The sequence below is a fragment of the Cohaesibacter sp. CAU 1516 genome (assembly GCF_005771485.1).
Lineage (GTDB): Bacteria > Pseudomonadota > Alphaproteobacteria > Rhizobiales > Cohaesibacteraceae > Cohaesibacter > Cohaesibacter intestini.
In genome coordinates this window covers 1,340,517-1,358,055 of record NZ_VANT01000001.1, presented here as the reverse complement: position 1 = coordinate 1,358,055, position 17,539 = coordinate 1,340,517, and the positions used below count along the sequence as shown (strand labels likewise).

The window sequence follows — 17,539 nt, the reverse complement described above, 5'->3', positions numbered from 1 at the left end:
AAATGACCGGAAACACACTAACCGAACAGACCGAGGCAGCGGTCAGCGTCAAGCAAATGGCCTATGAGTTATTTCAGGCAGCTTTGTTCGATGGCAGGTTGAAATCCGGTCAGTTGGTCAGCCAGAAAGATCTGGTCAAGCTCCTTCATCTCTCTATCGGTGCTTTGCGGGAACTCTTGCCGCGCCTTGAAGCCGAAGGTCTGGTCACGGTGGTTCCTCAACGGGGCATCCAGATCACGGCAATCGACCTGCCCATGATTCGCGATGCCTTTCAGATGCGGGCCGCCCTTGAACGGGAAGCCACCATTCACGCGGTCCGCAACATGCCATCCATGATTCTGGAAGAGCAGCGCAACCAACATCTTGAGGTTCTAGAAGCCTTGAAAAACGGGGCTACAGATGACCTGCTCAATCTTGGTCAGGAGGTTGATTCCGAATTCCATGATTTATTGATCCGCTCCACAGGCAACGAAATCATGATTCTGGCCTACAAAATCAATTCCATCCGCATTCGTCTCATCAAGCGCGAGCGTATCAGCCTGAATGAGCAATTGCTGCCCAACACATTTGCCGATCATCTCGCGATCATCGATGCCATTGCTGATCGCAATGAGGCCCGTGCCATTGCGGCCATGGATACACATATTTCCAATGCCCGGCAAAGAGCGACGGAGTTCTGATCAGTTATGCCTGCCCCATCTGGAGTTTGCTGGACTATCCCGACACGGTTACGCTGCCAACATCTTTCCGAACCAGTCGGGCTCTATGAATTCTATATCAATGGTGAGCAGATCGGTCACGACGTGATGGCTCCTGGCTGGACAGACGATCTCCAGCTGGTTGAGTACCAGTCTCACGACGTGACCGATCATCTCTTGGCTGGGACCAATTGCCTTGGGGCAATCATTGGTGAGGGATGGTATTCTGGACGCGTTGGACACAATCAACGCCGTGCAGGCAATCATGATGGCAGACGCCCGGCCATGCAAAACCTGAGGCGGCACGCTGTCAGTCGGCGAGGGACGTTGACCAGCTTACTCCTTGCTCCATCACACAATTCTCCATCACACAATGTCAGCCCAATCGCAGCTGGAGTGATGACTGAGCATGGCTCCAATTTCACGCTGGAACCGGGACAATACAGGCAGATTTCGCAGACTGAACAGGTTTGAGCACATCTAAAATACAAACGACTTCTTTTTCAAAGTGAAAAAGTCGGGAGGGAAATATGGAAGACGCATTTTACATTGGGATTGATGTTGGATCTGCCAGCACCAGAACCGGGGTCTATGACAAGGACGGGAACCGACTGTCCTTCGCCACACGCGCGATCAAACAGTTTCACCCAAAAGCAAACTTCGTCGAACAATCCTCAAGCGACATCTGGCACCAGATTTGCGAGGCAACACACGAAGCGATCAAGAAAGCTGACATCGATCCGCAGAATATTCGCTCGGTTGGCGTCGACGCCACTTGTTCCCTCGTCGCGGTCGGAGAGAATGGTGCCCCTATCTCGGTTGATGAGCATGGCGACCCCGAGCGCGATATCATCATGTGGATGGACCACCGCGCCGATTTAGAGACCAGTGCGATCAATGCAACCAAACATGACGCTCTCAAATATGTGGGCGGAGAAGTCTCCATCGAGATGGAGCTGCCGAAAATTCTCTGGCTGAAAACCAATCATCCCGACCGATATTCCAATGTCTGGCGCTTTTTTGACCTTGCTGACTATCTCATTTGGCGCTGCACGGCTGCCGATGTTGCCAGCACATGCACATTGACCTGCAAATGGAACTATCTGGCCCATGAAAACAGATTTCCTGAGGACATGCTGCAATCGGTTGGGCTTGAAGATCTGACGTCAAAGGTCCCTCCGGTAGTCGCGCCTTTGGGGGATGCTGTCGGCACCATTGGCAGCAAGGCGGCAAAAGACCTTGGCATCCCGGAAGGCGTCACAGTCGCAAGTGGCATTATTGATGCGCATGCGGGCGGCCTTGCTCTGTTGGGAGCCAAGCCAGAAGGTGGCCTTGCCCTCATATCAGGGACTTCCAACTGCCACATGATCGTCAATCGTGAACCGGTCATGGTACCCGGCGTCTGGGGGCCTTATTGGGGCGCAATGATCCCGGGCTACTGGCTGGGTGAAGGAGGACAAAGCGCGGCCGGTTCTCTGGTCGAATGGACCATTGAACAAAGCGACGCAAGCGAGGAGTTGAAACAGGAAGCAGAGCGTCGAGGCATGCATCCGGTTGCCTTGCTAAACGAATGGGTTGCCGATCTCGAAGCCCGTGAGCCATATCCGACGCGCGACTTGCATATTCTGGGCGACCACCACGGCAACCGCTCCCCACGCGCCAATCCGCATGCACGCGGTGTGGTGTCCGGTTTGACCCTTGAAAAGGGACGGGACGCGCTTGCCCGTTTGTATCTCGCCACCTTGCAGACTGTCGCCTATGGGACCCGTCACATCATTGAGGAAAAGACAAAGGCCGGCCATTCCATTGACACGCTCTATGTCTGTGGTGGCGCGACGAAAAATCCGCTTTGGCTGCGTGAATATGCCGATGTTACGGGTTGTGACATTCACATGGCCGCCGAAGAAGATGTTGTAACACTCGGCGCCGCCATTCTTGGCGCTGTCGCCAGCGGCGATTTCGGATCCATTCCAGAAGCCAGCGCGAAACTGGTTCGTCCGGGTGAGACCGTCAAGGCGAACCCCGACAAGGCCGCATTCCATGACGCCAAATTCAAGGTCTATCTCGCGCTTTACGAAAACCGTCAGCAACATAACCGCTTGATGGCCGATGCCCTTGCCAGTGCATGAAAACCAGAATCATAGAGGAACTCTATCCATGCTAAAACTTCCGGAACAAAGCCCATCCATCGTGGCTGGCGAGAAAGAAATACTGGTTGTGACCAATGCAGATTTGCGCGAAAGCGCCAATGTGCCCTGCTGGCCGATCTATCAGGACTATTCAGAGCGCCTAGAACGTGAGCTGACCGCTCAGGGCTACAAGATGGTGCGGGCCCATGGCTATGATGAAAGCCGCGGCCATGGCTTCATTTCATCCCAAAAAGAAGGATCAGAGCTCTTCTCCCGCATTGATCCCGACGCCCCGCTGATTGTCTTGCTGACCGCCTGGCAATATTCCCATCATATTGCCCCGTCTCTTGCATCCCATCGCGGCCCCATCTTGCTGCTCGCCAACTTCGATGGCACGTGGCCCGGGCTGGTCGGCATGTTGTGCATGGCTGGCTCTCTGACGTCGCTGGGTGTCGAGTATGCTCGCCTCTGGTCTGACAGTTTCGAAGACGATTTCTTCAAACAGGGACTGGCAACCTGGCTGGAAAGCGGCAAGATCGATCATAATCTCTCCTATCTCGAAGATGTCTCGTCCGATCATCCGGTTTTGCAAACCCCGGCAGGCAAGGATGGCATCAAGGTCGGAGAATATATCCTGCGCAACAAGGCGATCCTGGGCCTCTTTGACACGATGTGCATGGGCATGATGAACGGCTATTTCCCGATCAAGGCGCTGACCGATATCGGGATGCCGCTTGAAGGTCTGTCCCAATCGGCTTTGCTGGTTGAAATGGAAAAAGTGCCCCAAGATCTGCGGGAAGCCTGCCTCAAATTCTATGAAGATCGCGGCATGCAGTTCCAGTGGGGCGAGGATGAGGCAACCGAACTCACCCGCGCACAGGTACTTGAGCAATGCGCCATGATGATTGCTATGGCCCGATTCACCAAACGCTTCGGGCTGGCCGCGGTCGGCGTTCAGTATCAGCAGGGCCTGAAAGACTGTTGCGCAGCGTCAGACTTCGCCGAAGGAGCTATCGGCTCAACCGAGCGCTTCCCGATCCCCGATGAAGACGGATCCATCATTTGCGAAGGCAAGCCCATCCCGTGCGTCAACGAAGTCGACATGGGAACAGCCATTCCGCAGACCATGCTGTTCCGCCTGCTCGACGCCATGGGGCTTCCATCCGAAACCACCTTGCATGATGTCCGCTGGGGCAGCGCGTATGAGGGCACATTCTACTGGGATCTCGAAATTTCCGGGGCTGTGCCATTCGAGCATATCAAGGACGGGATTGCCGGTGCGAAAGGTTACCGCCAGCCGCCGATGTTCTTCCCGAAAGGTGGGTCAACCATTGCCGGTCAGTGCAAGGCTGGCCGTTTCATCTGGGCCCGCGCTCATTATGTCGGAACGGACGTAATCATGCATATCGGCACCGGTGAAGCCTTCGAATTGCCAGAGGATGAATTTGAACGTCGCCGCAAGGCCACGACCTATGAATGGCCTTTGATGAATGCGACCCTTGATGGCGTAGAGCGCGACGACCTGATGGCAGGACACCAGTCCAACCACATCACAATTGCCTATGTCGCCTCAGACAAACTGCAAGACGTATTGCGTGCATTCGTCGCGCAGGCTCTCACCCAGGGGATAAAGGTCAAAATTGCGGGTTCGGCAAAAGACAGCCTTTAACCGCAGAGCTTTCCCACTTACGAACCCTATTGGATTGTAGGAGGGAAAGGGAAACCAGACAAAGCCTATGCCGCCATCAGTGTGACACCTGATTGGCGGCATTGCTATGACTAGATCTGCGGTGATCCTTGCGGAGTGAAATGCAGCTACGATTGAACAACTTGTTGGGAGCGCGTGATCAATTTGGGACTTATGCCAAGCGCTCAGAGTTGCTATCATTATTCTGGTCTGCAACAGGAGACCATACATGCTTGAACTTCGACCCAATTGTGAACTCTGTGATCGCGACTTGCCTCCGGAGAGCTATGATGCCCGGATCTGCTCATACGAATGCACCTATTGCGCCGATTGCGTGGAAAAGATCCTGCACAATGTCTGCCCCACTTGTGGGGGCGGCTTCACTCCGCGACCGATCCGCCCCAGCAAGGCCTGGCGAAGCGAGAAGAAACTTGGCCTTGGCCATGATCCCGCAAGCAGTGACAGAATCCATACAAAATACTCAAAAGAAGAAATTGAGACGCTGGTCTCAAGGATCAAGAATTTAAAACCCCACGAACGCTAAAGACGACCTGCTGGGACTTTATGAAATGCCCGGTTCTTGACACTGTTGAAAGACGCTGCGGCGGGCAAAATCGACAGCCCACCCGCCGCGATTATTCACTAAATACGGGTCTTTGGCGCAGCCTTGCGGTTCGAGTCGCCCGAATTTGGCTCACCTTTCGGCTCGATCAGCAGCAGTTTGACCTCGCTGGCGGCCCGCGGTCGATGCACCACCCCTTTGGGGACAACAAACAATTCTCCCGCTTTGATGGTACGTGATGGCTCCCCTTCAATATCCATCTGTAACTCACCTTCCAGAACGAAGAAAAAGTCATCAGTCGTGTCGTGTTTGTGAAATTCATACTCACCGAGGATTTTAACAACCATAATCTCATTATCGTTATAATCGGCAACGACATGCGGGTCCCAGTGCGTTGAAAATTGCGACAGCTTTTCCGCCAAATTGACTGACTGCATTGATGATTTCCTTCCAGTTGTTGTTATATGTATGTTTGTGACGTCCTTAGGAGAATTACGATCCAACACGAACGACAAACCAGAGAAAGAAGATCACATGACCTCACACCGGGTCTTGAACGATCGTGCACGAGCGATTGGGTGGTTGCCGCTCCCTGGCAGACTGGCATCCAGCGGATCGAGGCCTATTTCTCAGGTGAAGCCTACGCCCCGCATCGTCACGACACCTACTCGATCGGTTACACGATCAAGGGCGTCCAGAGCTTCGATTATCGTGGCGTGCGTGCTGATAGTCTCGCAGGGCAGGTGATCGTCCTCCACCCGGACGAAATTCATACAGGCGAGGCAGGATCCGAATCCGGGTTCCACTACCGAATGCTGTATGTCGAGCCGTCGCTGTTGCGCTCGGCTTTGGGGACGAGGACCAGTGCACTTCCCTTTTTGCGTGAAGCAGTCCTTACGGATCGCCGCTTAATGCTCGCGCTTCATGCGGCATTCACCGATATGGACACGACACTCGAAACGGTCGCGATGGATGAGCTGGTCGTGTTGCTGGCTGACGGGTTGCTGGCGAATGACAAATCCGCGCAGCGAGCAAATAGCACTCTGATCGATTTCGGTGCGGTAAAACGCGCAAAGGACTTTCTTGACAGCAATCTCGATCAGGTCGTCCACTCCAACCAACTGGAGAAAATCACGGACTTAGACCGGTATGCTCTGTCTCGCCAGTTCCGCAAAGCATTCGGAACCAGCCCGTATCGATATCTGACGATGCGTCGTTTGGATCAAGTGAGAGGCGATATCGCAGCGGGCGCAAGTCTGGCTGACGCCGCTTTAAGAGCCGGTTTCAGCGATCAGCCGCACATGACGCGACAGTTCAAATCGGGTTTTGGAATGTCACCCGGATATTGGCAACGTCTGGTTCAACGCGTTTGAGATTGTCAAACAACCTCTCGTCATCAAATCATTCTGTAGGTCCAAACGGTTCAGATAAGTTTGTCTGCGTGCGGCAAAGGCATGGCCGCTTTACGTCTTGTCGCGGTCCATGCCTGATCATTGATCCCCGGCGCATCAAACAATTGCAAAGCTCCAGCTCAGTTTTCTCGTCTATTCTTACACCAAATGGCTCTTTGACGCTCTGCGCCAATCGACTCTGGGTCCTCTCAAAATGTCCACCTGCTGCGAGGGGTTACAAAATCTCGGTAGAAAAAGTGCGTCCTGATCGGTTAGGATCAAGATGCACTTTCCCTGATCGTTCATCAGAAGAGACTTATCCTCTTGCCCTGAGCGCTTTGGTGATTGGCAAACGTGCGGCTGAAATCGCGGGCAGGGCACCACCAATGGCTCCGATCAAAAGGCCGACCGCCCCCGCCTTGACGATCACCTCATCACTGACCACCAACTGAAATGCCATGCGGGCATGGTTGGCCCCAAGGGTGCTGGCTTGCCAACCGTTGAAAACCAGCCAAGAGGCCCCGAGACCCAACGCGACGCCGAGGATCGCCAGCAGCACGGCTTCAAGCCATGTGGCAAGAAAGGCAGAGATGCGGTTGAAACCGAGCGCACGAAACGTGGCGATTTCAATTGTCCGGTCTGCCAGCGAACTCATCATGGTATTGAGTGCACCTGCCGAGGCACCGATGGCCATCAGCAATGCCACAGGCCAGCCAAACAAACGGATCAATCGGGCTGTCCCCGCTGCCTGATCGGCATAAAGCGCCGCTTCTGTGACGATGGTCAGGGGACTTGGGGCAAGATCGGACAGTGCTGCCTGCAGTTTGGATAAGGCCTGATCCTGTTGAGCCGCCAGCCGCACTCTAAGGCTTTGTATCGCACCGGGCCTGTCGAACGCGGCGCGGACGGCGTCGAGATCGCCCCAGATTTCGGATTCAAAGACGCTGCCATGGGCAGATATGTGCCCGACAATACTCCATGTCACCGGCCCCAGCTGCACCTTGTTGCCGACGGCAAATCCCGGATAAGTGGCGGCCAATTGATCGCCGACCATGATTTCGCGACTACCGGGGGTGAATAGGCGTCCGGCTGAAAGGCTGATGCCATCGCGAAGGGATGGGCCGGATGGGTCCATACCGCGCAGGGCCAGCATGTCGCCTGCTATCATTGCTCCGTCTGCGCGATATTGCACTGGCGTAATGATTTCTCGTGACAGAAGCGGATTGCCCGCCTTGTCGCGTTGCGCACCAATATCGCCAGACAGCGCCATGATTTTGCGCACAATATCGGCTGAAAGCTCTGAGTTGGCCTCACTATTGGTGCCCCCCCCAAGAATGATAGCAATCTGGCTCGAGCCCGCGCTCTTGAGCGTGCGCTCAAAGCCTTGTGCCATGGCCAAAAATCCGCACAGGACACAAACGACCAGCATGATCGATCCAACCATCGAGAAGGAAATCGCAAGGCGTCGCGGCAAACTGAGAAGGGTCGCACGGCTCGTCGCCACACATTGTCTGATAAAAAACTGCATGGATATTACCTCATTTTAAAAGAAGACAAAATTGGCGTGCGCATGGCTGATAAGGCAGGCAACAATCCGGCGATCAAACCGAGTAGCACCATGAAGATTGCTGATTGAAGAGCTGTGGACACGCCAAGCACGAGCCCCAGCTCAGCAGGAGCCGCAAGGCTCGCGACTTTCGCAAGGCCAAGGCCTAAGAGGCCGCCGATAACAAAGACAAACAGAGCCTCGCCAAGAACCATGAGTAGAATATGCCATGAGCGAAGACCGAGCACTTTCAGCACCCCGATCTCGAAACGACGTTCGCGCAAGGCGAAAGTCATGGTGTTGGTGACAATCATCAACAGCGTAATGAACGAAGCTCCAACCACAAGTGTCACAACTTGTTTGACATCGGCATACTGGCTGAGAAAGGCGCTCAAAAACTGCTTTTCAGACATGGTGCGGGTCGGAGCGGCAGAATTGGCGAACAGCGTATCAATCTGGGCTGCTAGCTTTTGCGGCGTGACATTGCTGTTTGGCTTGAGAGCAAAGGTCGATGCCGTGTTTGCTCCACGCTCTCGGCCCATATTGATATAGTCATAGTGGGCAATCATGAAATAGGTGTCGGTGCTGGGACTGGCACCGTCAAAAATGCCAGCAATCTCAAAGTGCCAGTCGCGATCACCACCGCTATGCTTGACGCGAAAGGCCTTCAGGGTCAGCCGGTCACCAACCTTCCAGCCTTGCGCGGTTGCCAGCGCCCGACCAACAAGCACATTGTCTCGCCCGGTTTGAAGCGCCCCGCTCAAGGCGGGCGTCAGGCCCAGCTCCTTGCCACTCACCTCCATCAACTTCTCCGGATCCCCAGCGGACACCGCAACGACATTGCGGGCATCTCCGATGCTACCGCGCAGTCGCATGACGGGGCTGACCGCAGCCACACCATCCAGCGCCTCAATGCGCGGCAAATAGGCCATCGGCAATGCTCCGCCTGTTGCACTCATCACCCCCAGAAGCGTATCACTGGCTGCCTCTGTGCCTTGGGTGCCATTGATGAAACTGGCCGTGACGCCATGGATCAGAAAGGCCATTCCCACTGACAGCATAAGCAACAGGCTGCGCACGGGTTTGCGCAGGGCACTTTTGCGTGCAAGTTTGAAAAAGGTCATGACGCCATCTCCATCTGGTCGACAAAGACACCCTTGTCGAGATGAAGCGTCCGGCCAGCCTTGGCTGCTGCCTCCCCATCATGGGTGACCATGATGATGGTTTTGCCCAGCTCACGGTTCAGGAACCCGAGCATCGCCAGCACCTCGTCGGCTGATTTGCGATCGAGATCCCCGGTCGGTTCATCGCATAGCAGCAAGGCGGGATCACTAACGATGGCGCGAGCGATGCCGACACGCTGCTGTTGACCTCCCGACATGGAGGCAGGGTTTTGCCTGCCCCGACCGCTAAGGCCGACGAGATCAAGCACTTTTTCCACCCGGTCACGTCGTGCGCGCGCCGACAACGGTTTCAAAAGTAACGGCAACTCAACATTCTCCGCCGCATTGAGCATCGGCAGCAGATTATAGAACTGGAAGACGATGCCGAGTTGATGCGCCCGCCAGCCGGAGCGAGCCGCTTCCCCCATATGGTCAAGCCGCTGTCCATTGACGTGGATCTGGCCCTCATCGGGACGGTCGATCCCGGCAAGTAGATTGAGAAGCGTCGACTTGCCCGAGCCGGATGGCCCCATCACGGCGACAAATTCACCGCGTTCAATGGTCAGGTCCATCTTGTCGAAAATGGTCAGGCGTTCCTTGCCCGTCCGGTAGCCTTTGGTAATCTTGCGAAGGGCAATAAAAGGGTCTGAGCTGTTATGTCCAGTCATGGCTGTTGGGTTCCTTGTTGCTGATTGGAGGATGGGTCCGGTTTGGTCAGGATGATGCGAATGCGCGCCGCCATGCCTGGGCGGATGCCAACGGGCGGGTTTTTCGGCACTAGCCGAAGGCTGACGGTGCCCTTGGCACTATTAACCTCCGGTGCTATGCGCTGGATTGCGACGGCAAATGGCTGGTTGGCAAAGGCGTCAAGCGTGGCTTCGCCCTCCAGTCCGGAGGTGAGGCCGCCCAACGCCTTTTCTGCCACATCGGTATCGATCACCAACTGGTCAAACCGGGCGATCGCGACAAGTCCATTGGAACGAATGGCGTCGGCAAAATCCGGCACCCTATCGCCCTTATGCGCAGCGACTTGTAGCACTGTGCCTGAGATCGGTGAGCGAATGATGAGGTCGGCGCGCTTTGCTTCGGCGTCACGCAAGTCGAGTGCGCTCTTGTCAGCGGCGACACGGGCCTGTTCCACCATGTTCGTCGCTTTGAGGGCCGCAACTTTTGCCTTTTGAAGCTCGGTATCCGAGACAATGCCGCGTTTGTTGAGCCCTATATAGCGTTTGAAGGTGGCGTCCTTGTCAGAAGACGCGATGCGTGCCGCTTCAAGGGCAAGCACGGCTGCCTTTCTTGACGCGATGGCTTGCTGCACAGCGAGGCGGAGTTCGAGATCATCAAGGGTGACAAGCGCTTGGCCAGACGTGACTTTATCACCCGGCTTGACCGAGACTTCTGTAATTCGGCCCGCATATTGGGCAAAAAGGGTCACTTTGTCGGGCGCAACCACATAGCCCGAACCCGTCACTTGTGCAGGGACTGCCACTCGAATCGCTGGCTGGAGGCTTTTGACCTTGCCCTCCAGCATGGAGTCTGGCTCGGGTCGCGGCGCTGCTTGGGTGAGCGGTTTCTCAGCAGGTGCGCCCAGTATTTCGTGAAAAGCAGCGGGCAGATCGGGTTCAAGAAAAACGACCGATCCAATGATGAGAAATGCGCCCGCTGTTAGCAAAAACCCCCTTTTGCGGGAGAAGAGCTGCCGCGCCGAGGGCTGCATTCTGTTCGTCGGATGATCGACGGGAGCATCGTCTGAGAGAGAGCGCAGCGTCTGGGCGATTTTGCGTTCCTGTTCGGTGATCATGTTCATTCTATCGAGGTCCGGGGTTGGTGTGCGAACTAGACACAGCCAACATCGGCGCCGCACCGCAGAAGTGCGACCTCAATCATGAAATGATACGAACTGAATCGCGATCTAGTCCTTTTCAGTCCGGATTGACGGGGATGCTTCGTCCGTCTGAGAGCCTTCGGTCTGGGCCTTGCGCCACTGCAAGGGCGTCATGCCTGTCACGCGGCGGAATTCTCGGTTGAAGTTGGATTTGGTCTGAAATCCGACGTCCAACATGATGGTTGTCACAGGCACAGTGTCAGCCAGAAGGCGTTCACAGGCTTCTGCGATACGGAAATCATTGACATATTGCGAGACATTCATGCCTGTCCTTCGATTGATCGCTGCTGATATCTGTCGCGAAGGAATAACGGCCTTTCTTGCAAGACGATCAAGGTTGAGATCCAGATCGCGATAGATCTGTTTTTCGGTCATCAGCATCTCGATGGCGGCCATGGTTTTTGCATCTTCCTCGTCTTGGAAACTTGCATTCTCATCCGCCTGCGAAGCGGTGTCCGAGCCGCGAAGCGAGTCTGGGGATGCGCGACTGCGACTGGCAACGGCGACCGCAATGGAGAGAAACAAAAGCGTACTGATGCTACCCATTGTGGCGGCCAGCGCCATCCACTGCGCGTCATAGAAGATAGCATTGATGCTGATGAGAGTATCCAGACTGGCTGAAAAAATCAGGACGAACGCGCTATATAGAAGCGCACGATGCGCCGAGCCTGCGCTTTCCAATGAGGCAAGGCGAAGCTCATCAGGGCCGCGCCACACTCTGTGCAGGATGAGCAGCGCATAGATAATAAAGATCAGAATGATCGTCCCGTCGATGAACTGCGGTAAGCGAACCACAAGCAAAACCAGCATGATGACTGGCGACAGGGCATGCGGCATGAGCGCGCCCAAGCTTTGCTTTTGCACCGAGCCGGTAAAATGCAGTGCGCCGCGGTAGACAAACACAGGCATAATAGATGCGAACAGTGGTGTGACCAAGCCTGCCCATTGCAAATGGTAGCCAAAGCGCAAGCCCATCAGTATCGATTGAAACGCCGCCAACAGGATTAGTAGCAAAAAAGGCCAGTTTCGAGGCCGCTCATCATTGGTCCTGACCATAAAGACAAACAGGACGAGCAGTGGCAAGGTGACAACAAAGGACAACGGGACAAAAATCATAAAAGTCTGACGCGTTTCGGCTCGAGTAACGAGGATATTTTCACTTCTTGAGTTGCATGATCAGGGCAGCGACACAACCGCCTTATATGGCAAAGGTTGCTTCATTCTCAAAAAACTGATCATCAGACCAAAGACTTCGCATCCTAAGCATAAAACCAGATCCTGTCTGCCACCTTGTCATAGGGGAGTTTCGATCACTGAAGTGCCTTGCAGTATGGACTTAAAATATGTGGCACTTTGTCGAGGGACAGAAAGCCAAAAGCGGATTTGCAGTAACGGCTCACCGAGCAATGTCGACCGTGGCCATGATTGCAAATGCCTCTGCTCAACTTTTCTTAGAAGCTTGTAATGACAGTTGCGCCGACAGACTGGAACTTGTTCATGTTCATCAGGGCCTGAGGGGCCTCTGCCAGACAGATCCTGTCACCCACCAGACGAGTGGGATCCAGTTTCCCTGAGGCAATCATATCCAGCATCGCTCCATAACGATGGGCTTGCATACCGTGCGACCCGAGGATTTCCAACTCCTTGCCGATAATCTTCGGCATCGGAATCTGTGGCAACGTATGATCGCCCAACATTAGCCCGACCTGAATATGTTTGCCGCGGGCACGCAAATTTTGAATGGAATTGAAGCAGGTTACGGGATGGCCAAGAGCATCGAGTGAGACATGCGCTCCGCCTTTGGTCAATTCTATCACCGCTTCAGGCACATTTGCGACCGACGCTCCATTGATGGTGGCCACCGCTCCCAACTCGCGCGCCAAAGCTAGCTTCTCATTATCAATATCGATGGCTATGACATTGGCTCCGACAGCATTGGCAATCATCACCGCCGACAGGCCAACCCCACCACATCCATGGACTGCCAGCCACTGACCAGCCGAAGTCCGGCCCTGATCAACCACCGCGCGGAACGCGGTTGCAAAACGGCAGCCAAGGCTGGCAGCCGTGGCATATTCCATGCCTTCTGGCAGGGCCACCACATTGAGATCGGCCTGATGAATAGGGACATATTCGGCAAACGATCCCCAATGGGTGAAGCCGGGCTGCTCTTGATGATCACAAACCTGCTGATGGCCCGCATGGCATTCAGGGCAAGAGCCGCAACCACAAATGAAGGGAACCGTTACCCGATCACCGACACTCCATTTGCGTACGTCTTTGCCGACCGCTTCGATAGTTCCGGCGAGCTCATGCCCCGGTACGTGCGGAAGCTCAATAACGGCATCGTGCCCCATCCAGCCATGCCAGTCACTACGGCAGACCCCGGTTGCCTGTACCTTGATCACCACTCCATGGGGTGCGGGGCTGGGATCAGGCAATGTGGTGACCTTGGGGGCTTCTTCGAATTTCTCAAACAATACGGCTTTCATGATGGGATCCTTCAAGAGCAAAGCTTTTGCCAATTCTACTCAGTTTCATTGAAAGGGCCTTGCAATTCTTGCTTTGATGTCAAAGAATTTTTGCAAGGATCCTCCAAAATCAAACAAAAAAAGAAAAGCACCTACCCCAATGACAGATATTGACAAAGTGAATGCCGAAATTCTCGACCTCCTTCAGAGTGACGGGCGGATGTCCAACGCGAAGCTCGCCCAGCGTCTCTCAATGAGTGAAACACCCTGTTGGCGCCGCCTGAAAAAGCTGGAAGAAAATGGCATCATCGAGGGCTATCAAGCCAATCTGAATCGCCGAAAAGTGGGGCTGGGTGTGATGGCTTTTGTCCAGTTGAGATGCTCGGAACACAGTCAGGAGGCCACGCAACAATTCCAGCATATCATCGAAGATTGCCCCAACATCCTATCCTGCCATAACACCACAGGGGATGACGACTTCCTGCTTGTCACTGTAGCAAAGGATCTCGATGACTACAGCGCATTCGTAGACCGGGTCTTGCGCAAACTCCCGGGTGTCACCTCCATTCGCTCCAATCTTTCGCTCAGGGAAATGAAGGCTTCAAGCCGCCTTCCAATTCCGCGCTGATGTGGTCAAGCGGATCTCACGCAGTTGCAAGTGCATCGCGATGCTGTCGAATGATACTCCGACAGAATTCTGCAACAGCTTGGATGCGACGTGACTGCACCAAATCAGACTGCGTGACGAGCCAGATTGTCTGATCGATGCCAAGCTCACCGTCCAGACAGATCAGTCCGTTCGACCTTGCCAGAAAATGCGGCAGAATTGCAAACCCCACCCCGGCGCGGCAGGCCGCCAGTTGTGTTGCAACACTTGATGTGCTCAAAGCCGGCGCGCGACCTTGCAGGCGACTCTCCACCCATTGTGCGGCAGGCAGATGGGCCTGAGCCTCGCCCCAAGTGATAAAGTCGTCTGCATCGAAATCGGCTGCATCCGCATTGCTCCCCCTGTGCTCCAGATAGACATCCGAGGCATACAGGCCGTAGCCCAACGTGCCCAAGCGCTGAAGCGACACATGGCCTCGGTCTGGCTTGACCATACGCAGCGCGAGGTCGGCATCCCGGCGGTGCAGGTTCACCGTGGCGACATCTGTCACAATATCAAGTGTCAATCGTGGATATTTGGCACGGAATTCGGGTAAGTTGGGCAGGAGCAATCCGGTGGCAAAATTCTCGGCGGTCGCCAAGCGGACACGCCCTGAAACCTCAGGGCTTTCCGCCATCCCGGAGGTTAGAGACCGTGCGGCGGCTTCCATCTCTTCGGCGCGTTCAATCATCGCGGCACCATCTTCAGTCAGGCGATACCCGGTCTGTTGGCGCAAGAAGAGCGGCTGTCCTACAGCCGCTTCCAGTCTCTCCATACGGCGTGACACTGTGGCCAGGCCAAGCCGAAGGCGTTTGGCCGCACCACTCAAGGTGCCTTCACGACTGATCGCCAAGAATATGCGTAGATCGTCCCAGATGAGCGTGCCATCAGCGTCATGTTTTCCATTCATGGAAATCAGATCTCCATTTCAATGCCTACCATCCAATCCCGGAAAATGGCATATGTCCGACAAGCGCACAACATTCGAAAGGGAAAAGAGATGAAAAAACGACATCTGTCAGAGGGGTTTGAAGTGTCGGCCCTGGGATTGGGATGCATGGGAATGAGCGAGTTTTATGGCCCGAGGGATGATGAAACCTCGCTTGCGGTGCTGAACGAAGCCGTGTCCCGTGGGATCACCTTTCTCGACACCGCCGATATGTACGGCCCCCATCACAATGAGGAACTGCTGGGACGATTTCTATCGCAGAGCGGCAGCCGCTCACAACTGAAGATAGCGACCAAATTCGGCATTGTTCGCAAACCAGGCGAATATGCTCGCAGCTTGGATATGAGCCCCGCCTATCTGCGGCAAGCCTGCGAAGCGTCGTTGACACGTCTCGGAGTGGAGCAGATCGACCTATATTATGTTCATCGCGTAAACCCGGATCAGAACATCGAAGATACTATGGGTGAGTTGTCGCGACTGGTCGAAGAAGGCAAGATCGACCGGATCGGTCTGTGCGAGGTGAGTGCCACCACTTTGCGTCGCGCCCACAATGTCCATCCCGTCACGGCTTTACAGACGGAATATTCGCTCTGGTCACGCGGTGTCGAGGCAGAGATACTGCCGGCCTGTCGCGAACTCGGTATCGGCTTCGTTCCATATTCGCCGCTCGGGCGAGGGTTTCTGACCGGACGCTTCCAAGCGGCGGGGAAATTCGGAGATGACGACTTCCGCAGCTTCTTGCCGCGTTTTCAACAAAGCGCAATGAAACAGAACATTCGGATCGTCGAGGCCGTGCAGACCATGGCGCACCAGAAAGGGTGTACCCCTGGTCAAATCGCCCTCGCTTGGTTGCTTGCACAGGGAGACGACATTGTTCCCATCCCCGGCACCAAGCGATTGAGCTACCTCATCGAGAACATCGCGGCTGCAAACGTGAGTATGACACCGTCCGATATGCAAAGTCTGGACGCCATACTATCCACCATCCCGGTGACCGGTGAGCGTTATACCGAAGAAGGCATGAAGGGCGTCAACGCATAGCTCCTGGTTGGAAAGTTCCCCGATCATTTGCACTGTTCGGGTTTCTGACCCATTTTCCATTGCATTCTTCATACAACAGTCTTTGTCGTCTAATGATGATGGCTGATTTTTAACGAAAAAGGGCCTCCTGAACTTAATCAGAAGACCCTAATATGGCTCCCCAGGCCGGACTCGAACCAGCGACCCAGCGATTAACAGTCGCTTGCTCTACCAACTGAGCTACTGGGGAAAACTCTTTTTCGTTAGCGCTTCAAAGCGTCTCAACGTTGGTGAGGTGGTTTCTAATCGAGCTTTGCCGTGTTGCCAAGCCCCTTTTTTCAACTTTTTCGCTTCTCTTGTGGAAGAGTGGAAAAGCGCCCGGAATTGTCACGTTTTTGAGAAACTGGATATTCACAGCACCAACCCCATCTATAAATCATCCCCTTAGCAGCGAGCGATTCTAGGGTGTGGATCACATCCACCACGGGCCATGCCCGACGGAATCAAGCAAAGGACTAACAAACCGAATGATCAAACCAAAGCGTGAATTCAAAATCGGCCGCTGGACTTTCCCCATTCCAGGTTCTCCTTTTGGCCGCTACTGCCTTGGTGTTGCTCTGGTCATTGGTGGAATCCTCGGATTTCTGCCAATTCTGGGTTTCTGGATGATTCCTCTGGGGCTGGTGGTCCTTTCGGTTGATTTGCCTTATCTGCGTAAATATCGCAGAAAGTGGGAAGTGAAATTTGAAAAACGCCGTCGGGAAAAACCCCAAAAATCCGACGGCCAATAAATCAGGAAAACCCTTGATGGATGCACACAATGCCCGCACCAATTTCATTTTTGGCGGGGCGCGGTCCGGCAAAAGCCAATTTGCAGAAACACTGTGCCATGAGAGCGACTGTGATCTGCTCTATGTGGCAACATCGCCTGTGATCAAAGGAGACGCAGAATATGCCGATCGCATCAAGATGCATCAGGATCGACGTGGGCCACGCTGGCGGGTCATCGAAGAAGAGCTGGCTCTGGCCGAGATACTCAAAGCCGAAAGTCGCCCTGATCTCGCCATCCTGATCGATTGCATGACCCTGTGGCTGAACAATGTGCTCTATCACAATCTGTCCCTTGAGGACCGTCTCAAGGCCTTTATCGATGCGATGCAGACCTGCCAGTCCAGGATTATCCTGATCTCGAACGAAGTGGGGCAGGGCATCGTTCCTTCCAACCCGGAAGTCAGAGGCTTTCGTGATCATCAAGGGCGCCTTAATCAGACCCTCGCTGCCCATTGCGACCGCGTCATCGAAGTGCGCGCCGGCCTCCCACTCATTCTCAAGCCAAACCAGCAACCCGCCATCACGCTCTGAGCCAACATCAACGGCCCGCGCCAACAAAAG

17 protein-coding genes and 1 tRNA gene are annotated in these 17,539 nt (G+C 54.6%); 9 read left to right on the top strand and 9 right to left on the bottom strand.

The window, feature by feature from the left end:
- Nucleotides 1–2: 2 nt before the first annotated feature.
- The 4 genes from FDK21_RS06200 to FDK21_RS06180 all read left to right on the top strand — a co-directional run bounded on the left by FDK21_RS06200 (nt 3) and on the right by FDK21_RS06180 (nt 5,058).
- Nucleotides 3–680, top strand: coding sequence for a GntR family transcriptional regulator (locus FDK21_RS06200; RefSeq protein WP_138147819.1), 678 nt, complete (start codon nt 3–5; stop codon nt 678–680).
- A 548-nt stretch (nt 681–1,228) separates the two neighbouring features.
- Nucleotides 1,229–2,827, top strand: coding sequence for an FGGY-family carbohydrate kinase (locus FDK21_RS06190; protein WP_138147817.1), 1,599 nt, complete (start codon nt 1,229–1,231; stop codon nt 2,825–2,827).
- A gap of 28 nt (nt 2,828–2,855) precedes the next feature.
- Nucleotides 2,856–4,496, top strand: coding sequence for a signal transduction protein (locus tag FDK21_RS06185; protein ID WP_138147816.1), 1,641 nt, complete (start codon nt 2,856–2,858; stop codon nt 4,494–4,496).
- Nucleotides 4,497–4,743: 247 nt separating this feature from the next.
- Entirely contained in the window at nt 4,744–5,058 is a 315-nt protein-coding gene (locus FDK21_RS06180) for a DUF1272 domain-containing protein (RefSeq protein ID WP_138147815.1), read from the top strand.
- A 98-nt stretch (nt 5,059–5,156) separates the two neighbouring features.
- On the opposite strand, the gene FDK21_RS06175 is transcribed toward FDK21_RS06180, so the two are convergent.
- Complete coding sequence (locus tag FDK21_RS06175) at nt 5,157–5,513, bottom strand: cupin domain-containing protein (RefSeq protein WP_114011182.1); 357 nt, start codon at nt 5,511–5,513, stop codon at nt 5,157–5,159.
- Between the two features lie 141 nt (nt 5,514–5,654).
- Between FDK21_RS06175 and FDK21_RS06170 the strand changes: the two genes are divergently transcribed.
- Nucleotides 5,655–6,449, top strand: coding sequence for an AraC family transcriptional regulator (locus tag FDK21_RS06170; RefSeq protein WP_246657495.1), 795 nt, complete (start codon nt 5,655–5,657; stop codon nt 6,447–6,449).
- A gap of 334 nt (nt 6,450–6,783) precedes the next feature.
- Here the strand turns inward: FDK21_RS06170 and FDK21_RS06165 are convergent, their stop codons facing one another.
- The 6 genes from FDK21_RS06165 to FDK21_RS06140 form a co-directional block, all read right to left on the bottom strand.
- Entirely contained in the window at nt 6,784–7,995 is a 1,212-nt protein-coding gene (locus FDK21_RS06165; RefSeq protein ID WP_138147813.1) for an ABC transporter permease, read from the bottom strand.
- 5 nt (nt 7,996–8,000) lie between these two features.
- Nucleotides 8,001–9,137 carry an ABC transporter permease gene (locus FDK21_RS06160; protein ID WP_138147812.1) on the bottom strand — a complete coding sequence of 379 codons (1,137 nt, stop codon included), beginning with the start codon at nt 9,135–9,137 and terminating at the stop codon, nt 8,001–8,003.
- Nucleotides 9,134–9,844, bottom strand: a complete 711-nt coding sequence (locus tag FDK21_RS06155; protein WP_138147811.1) for an ABC transporter ATP-binding protein — start codon at nt 9,842–9,844, stop codon at nt 9,134–9,136. Before FDK21_RS06155 ends, FDK21_RS06160 begins: the two co-directional genes overlap by 4 nt.
- A complete protein-coding gene (locus FDK21_RS06150) occupies nt 9,841–10,983 on the bottom strand; it encodes an efflux RND transporter periplasmic adaptor subunit (RefSeq protein WP_138147810.1) in 1,143 nt (380 codons plus the stop codon). The genes FDK21_RS06155 and FDK21_RS06150 overlap by 4 nt, the downstream gene beginning before the upstream one ends.
- A gap of 105 nt (nt 10,984–11,088) precedes the next feature.
- Nucleotides 11,089–12,177, bottom strand: a complete 1,089-nt coding sequence (locus tag FDK21_RS06145) for a helix-turn-helix domain-containing protein (RefSeq protein ID WP_138147809.1) — start codon at nt 12,175–12,177, stop codon at nt 11,089–11,091.
- A gap of 335 nt (nt 12,178–12,512) precedes the next feature.
- The gene (locus FDK21_RS06140; RefSeq protein WP_138147808.1) at nt 12,513–13,553 is read right to left on the bottom strand and encodes a zinc-dependent alcohol dehydrogenase family protein; all 1,041 of its coding nucleotides are present in this window, start codon (nt 13,551–13,553) and stop codon (nt 12,513–12,515) included.
- Nucleotides 13,554–13,692: 139 nt separating this feature from the next.
- Between FDK21_RS06140 and FDK21_RS06135 the strand changes: the two genes are divergently transcribed.
- A complete protein-coding gene (locus FDK21_RS06135) occupies nt 13,693–14,160 on the top strand; it encodes an Lrp/AsnC family transcriptional regulator (RefSeq protein ID WP_138147807.1) in 468 nt (155 codons plus the stop codon).
- Nucleotides 14,161–14,176: 16 nt separating this feature from the next.
- Here FDK21_RS06135 and FDK21_RS06130 read toward each other — a convergent pair whose 3' ends face one another.
- A complete protein-coding gene (locus FDK21_RS06130; RefSeq protein WP_138147806.1) occupies nt 14,177–15,088 on the bottom strand; it encodes a LysR family transcriptional regulator in 912 nt (303 codons plus the stop codon).
- A 90-nt stretch (nt 15,089–15,178) separates the two neighbouring features.
- Here FDK21_RS06130 and FDK21_RS06125 point away from each other — a divergent pair, with 90 nt between their 5' ends.
- A complete protein-coding gene (locus FDK21_RS06125; protein ID WP_114011173.1) occupies nt 15,179–16,168 on the top strand; it encodes an aldo/keto reductase in 990 nt (329 codons plus the stop codon).
- A gap of 153 nt (nt 16,169–16,321) precedes the next feature.
- Here FDK21_RS06125 and FDK21_RS06120 read toward each other — a convergent pair.
- Nucleotides 16,322–16,397: transfer RNA gene (locus tag FDK21_RS06120), tRNA-Asn, on the bottom strand.
- Nucleotides 16,398–16,674: 277 nt separating this feature from the next.
- On the opposite strand from FDK21_RS06120, the gene FDK21_RS06115 reads away from it, so the two are divergent.
- The gene (locus FDK21_RS06115) at nt 16,675–16,938 is read left to right on the top strand and encodes a hypothetical protein (protein ID WP_138147805.1); all 264 of its coding nucleotides are present in this window, start codon (nt 16,675–16,677) and stop codon (nt 16,936–16,938) included.
- 16 nt (nt 16,939–16,954) lie between these two features.
- A complete protein-coding gene (gene cobU / locus FDK21_RS06110) occupies nt 16,955–17,509 on the top strand; it encodes a bifunctional adenosylcobinamide kinase/adenosylcobinamide-phosphate guanylyltransferase (RefSeq protein ID WP_138147804.1) in 555 nt (184 codons plus the stop codon).
- Nucleotides 17,510–17,539 lie beyond the last annotated feature (30 nt).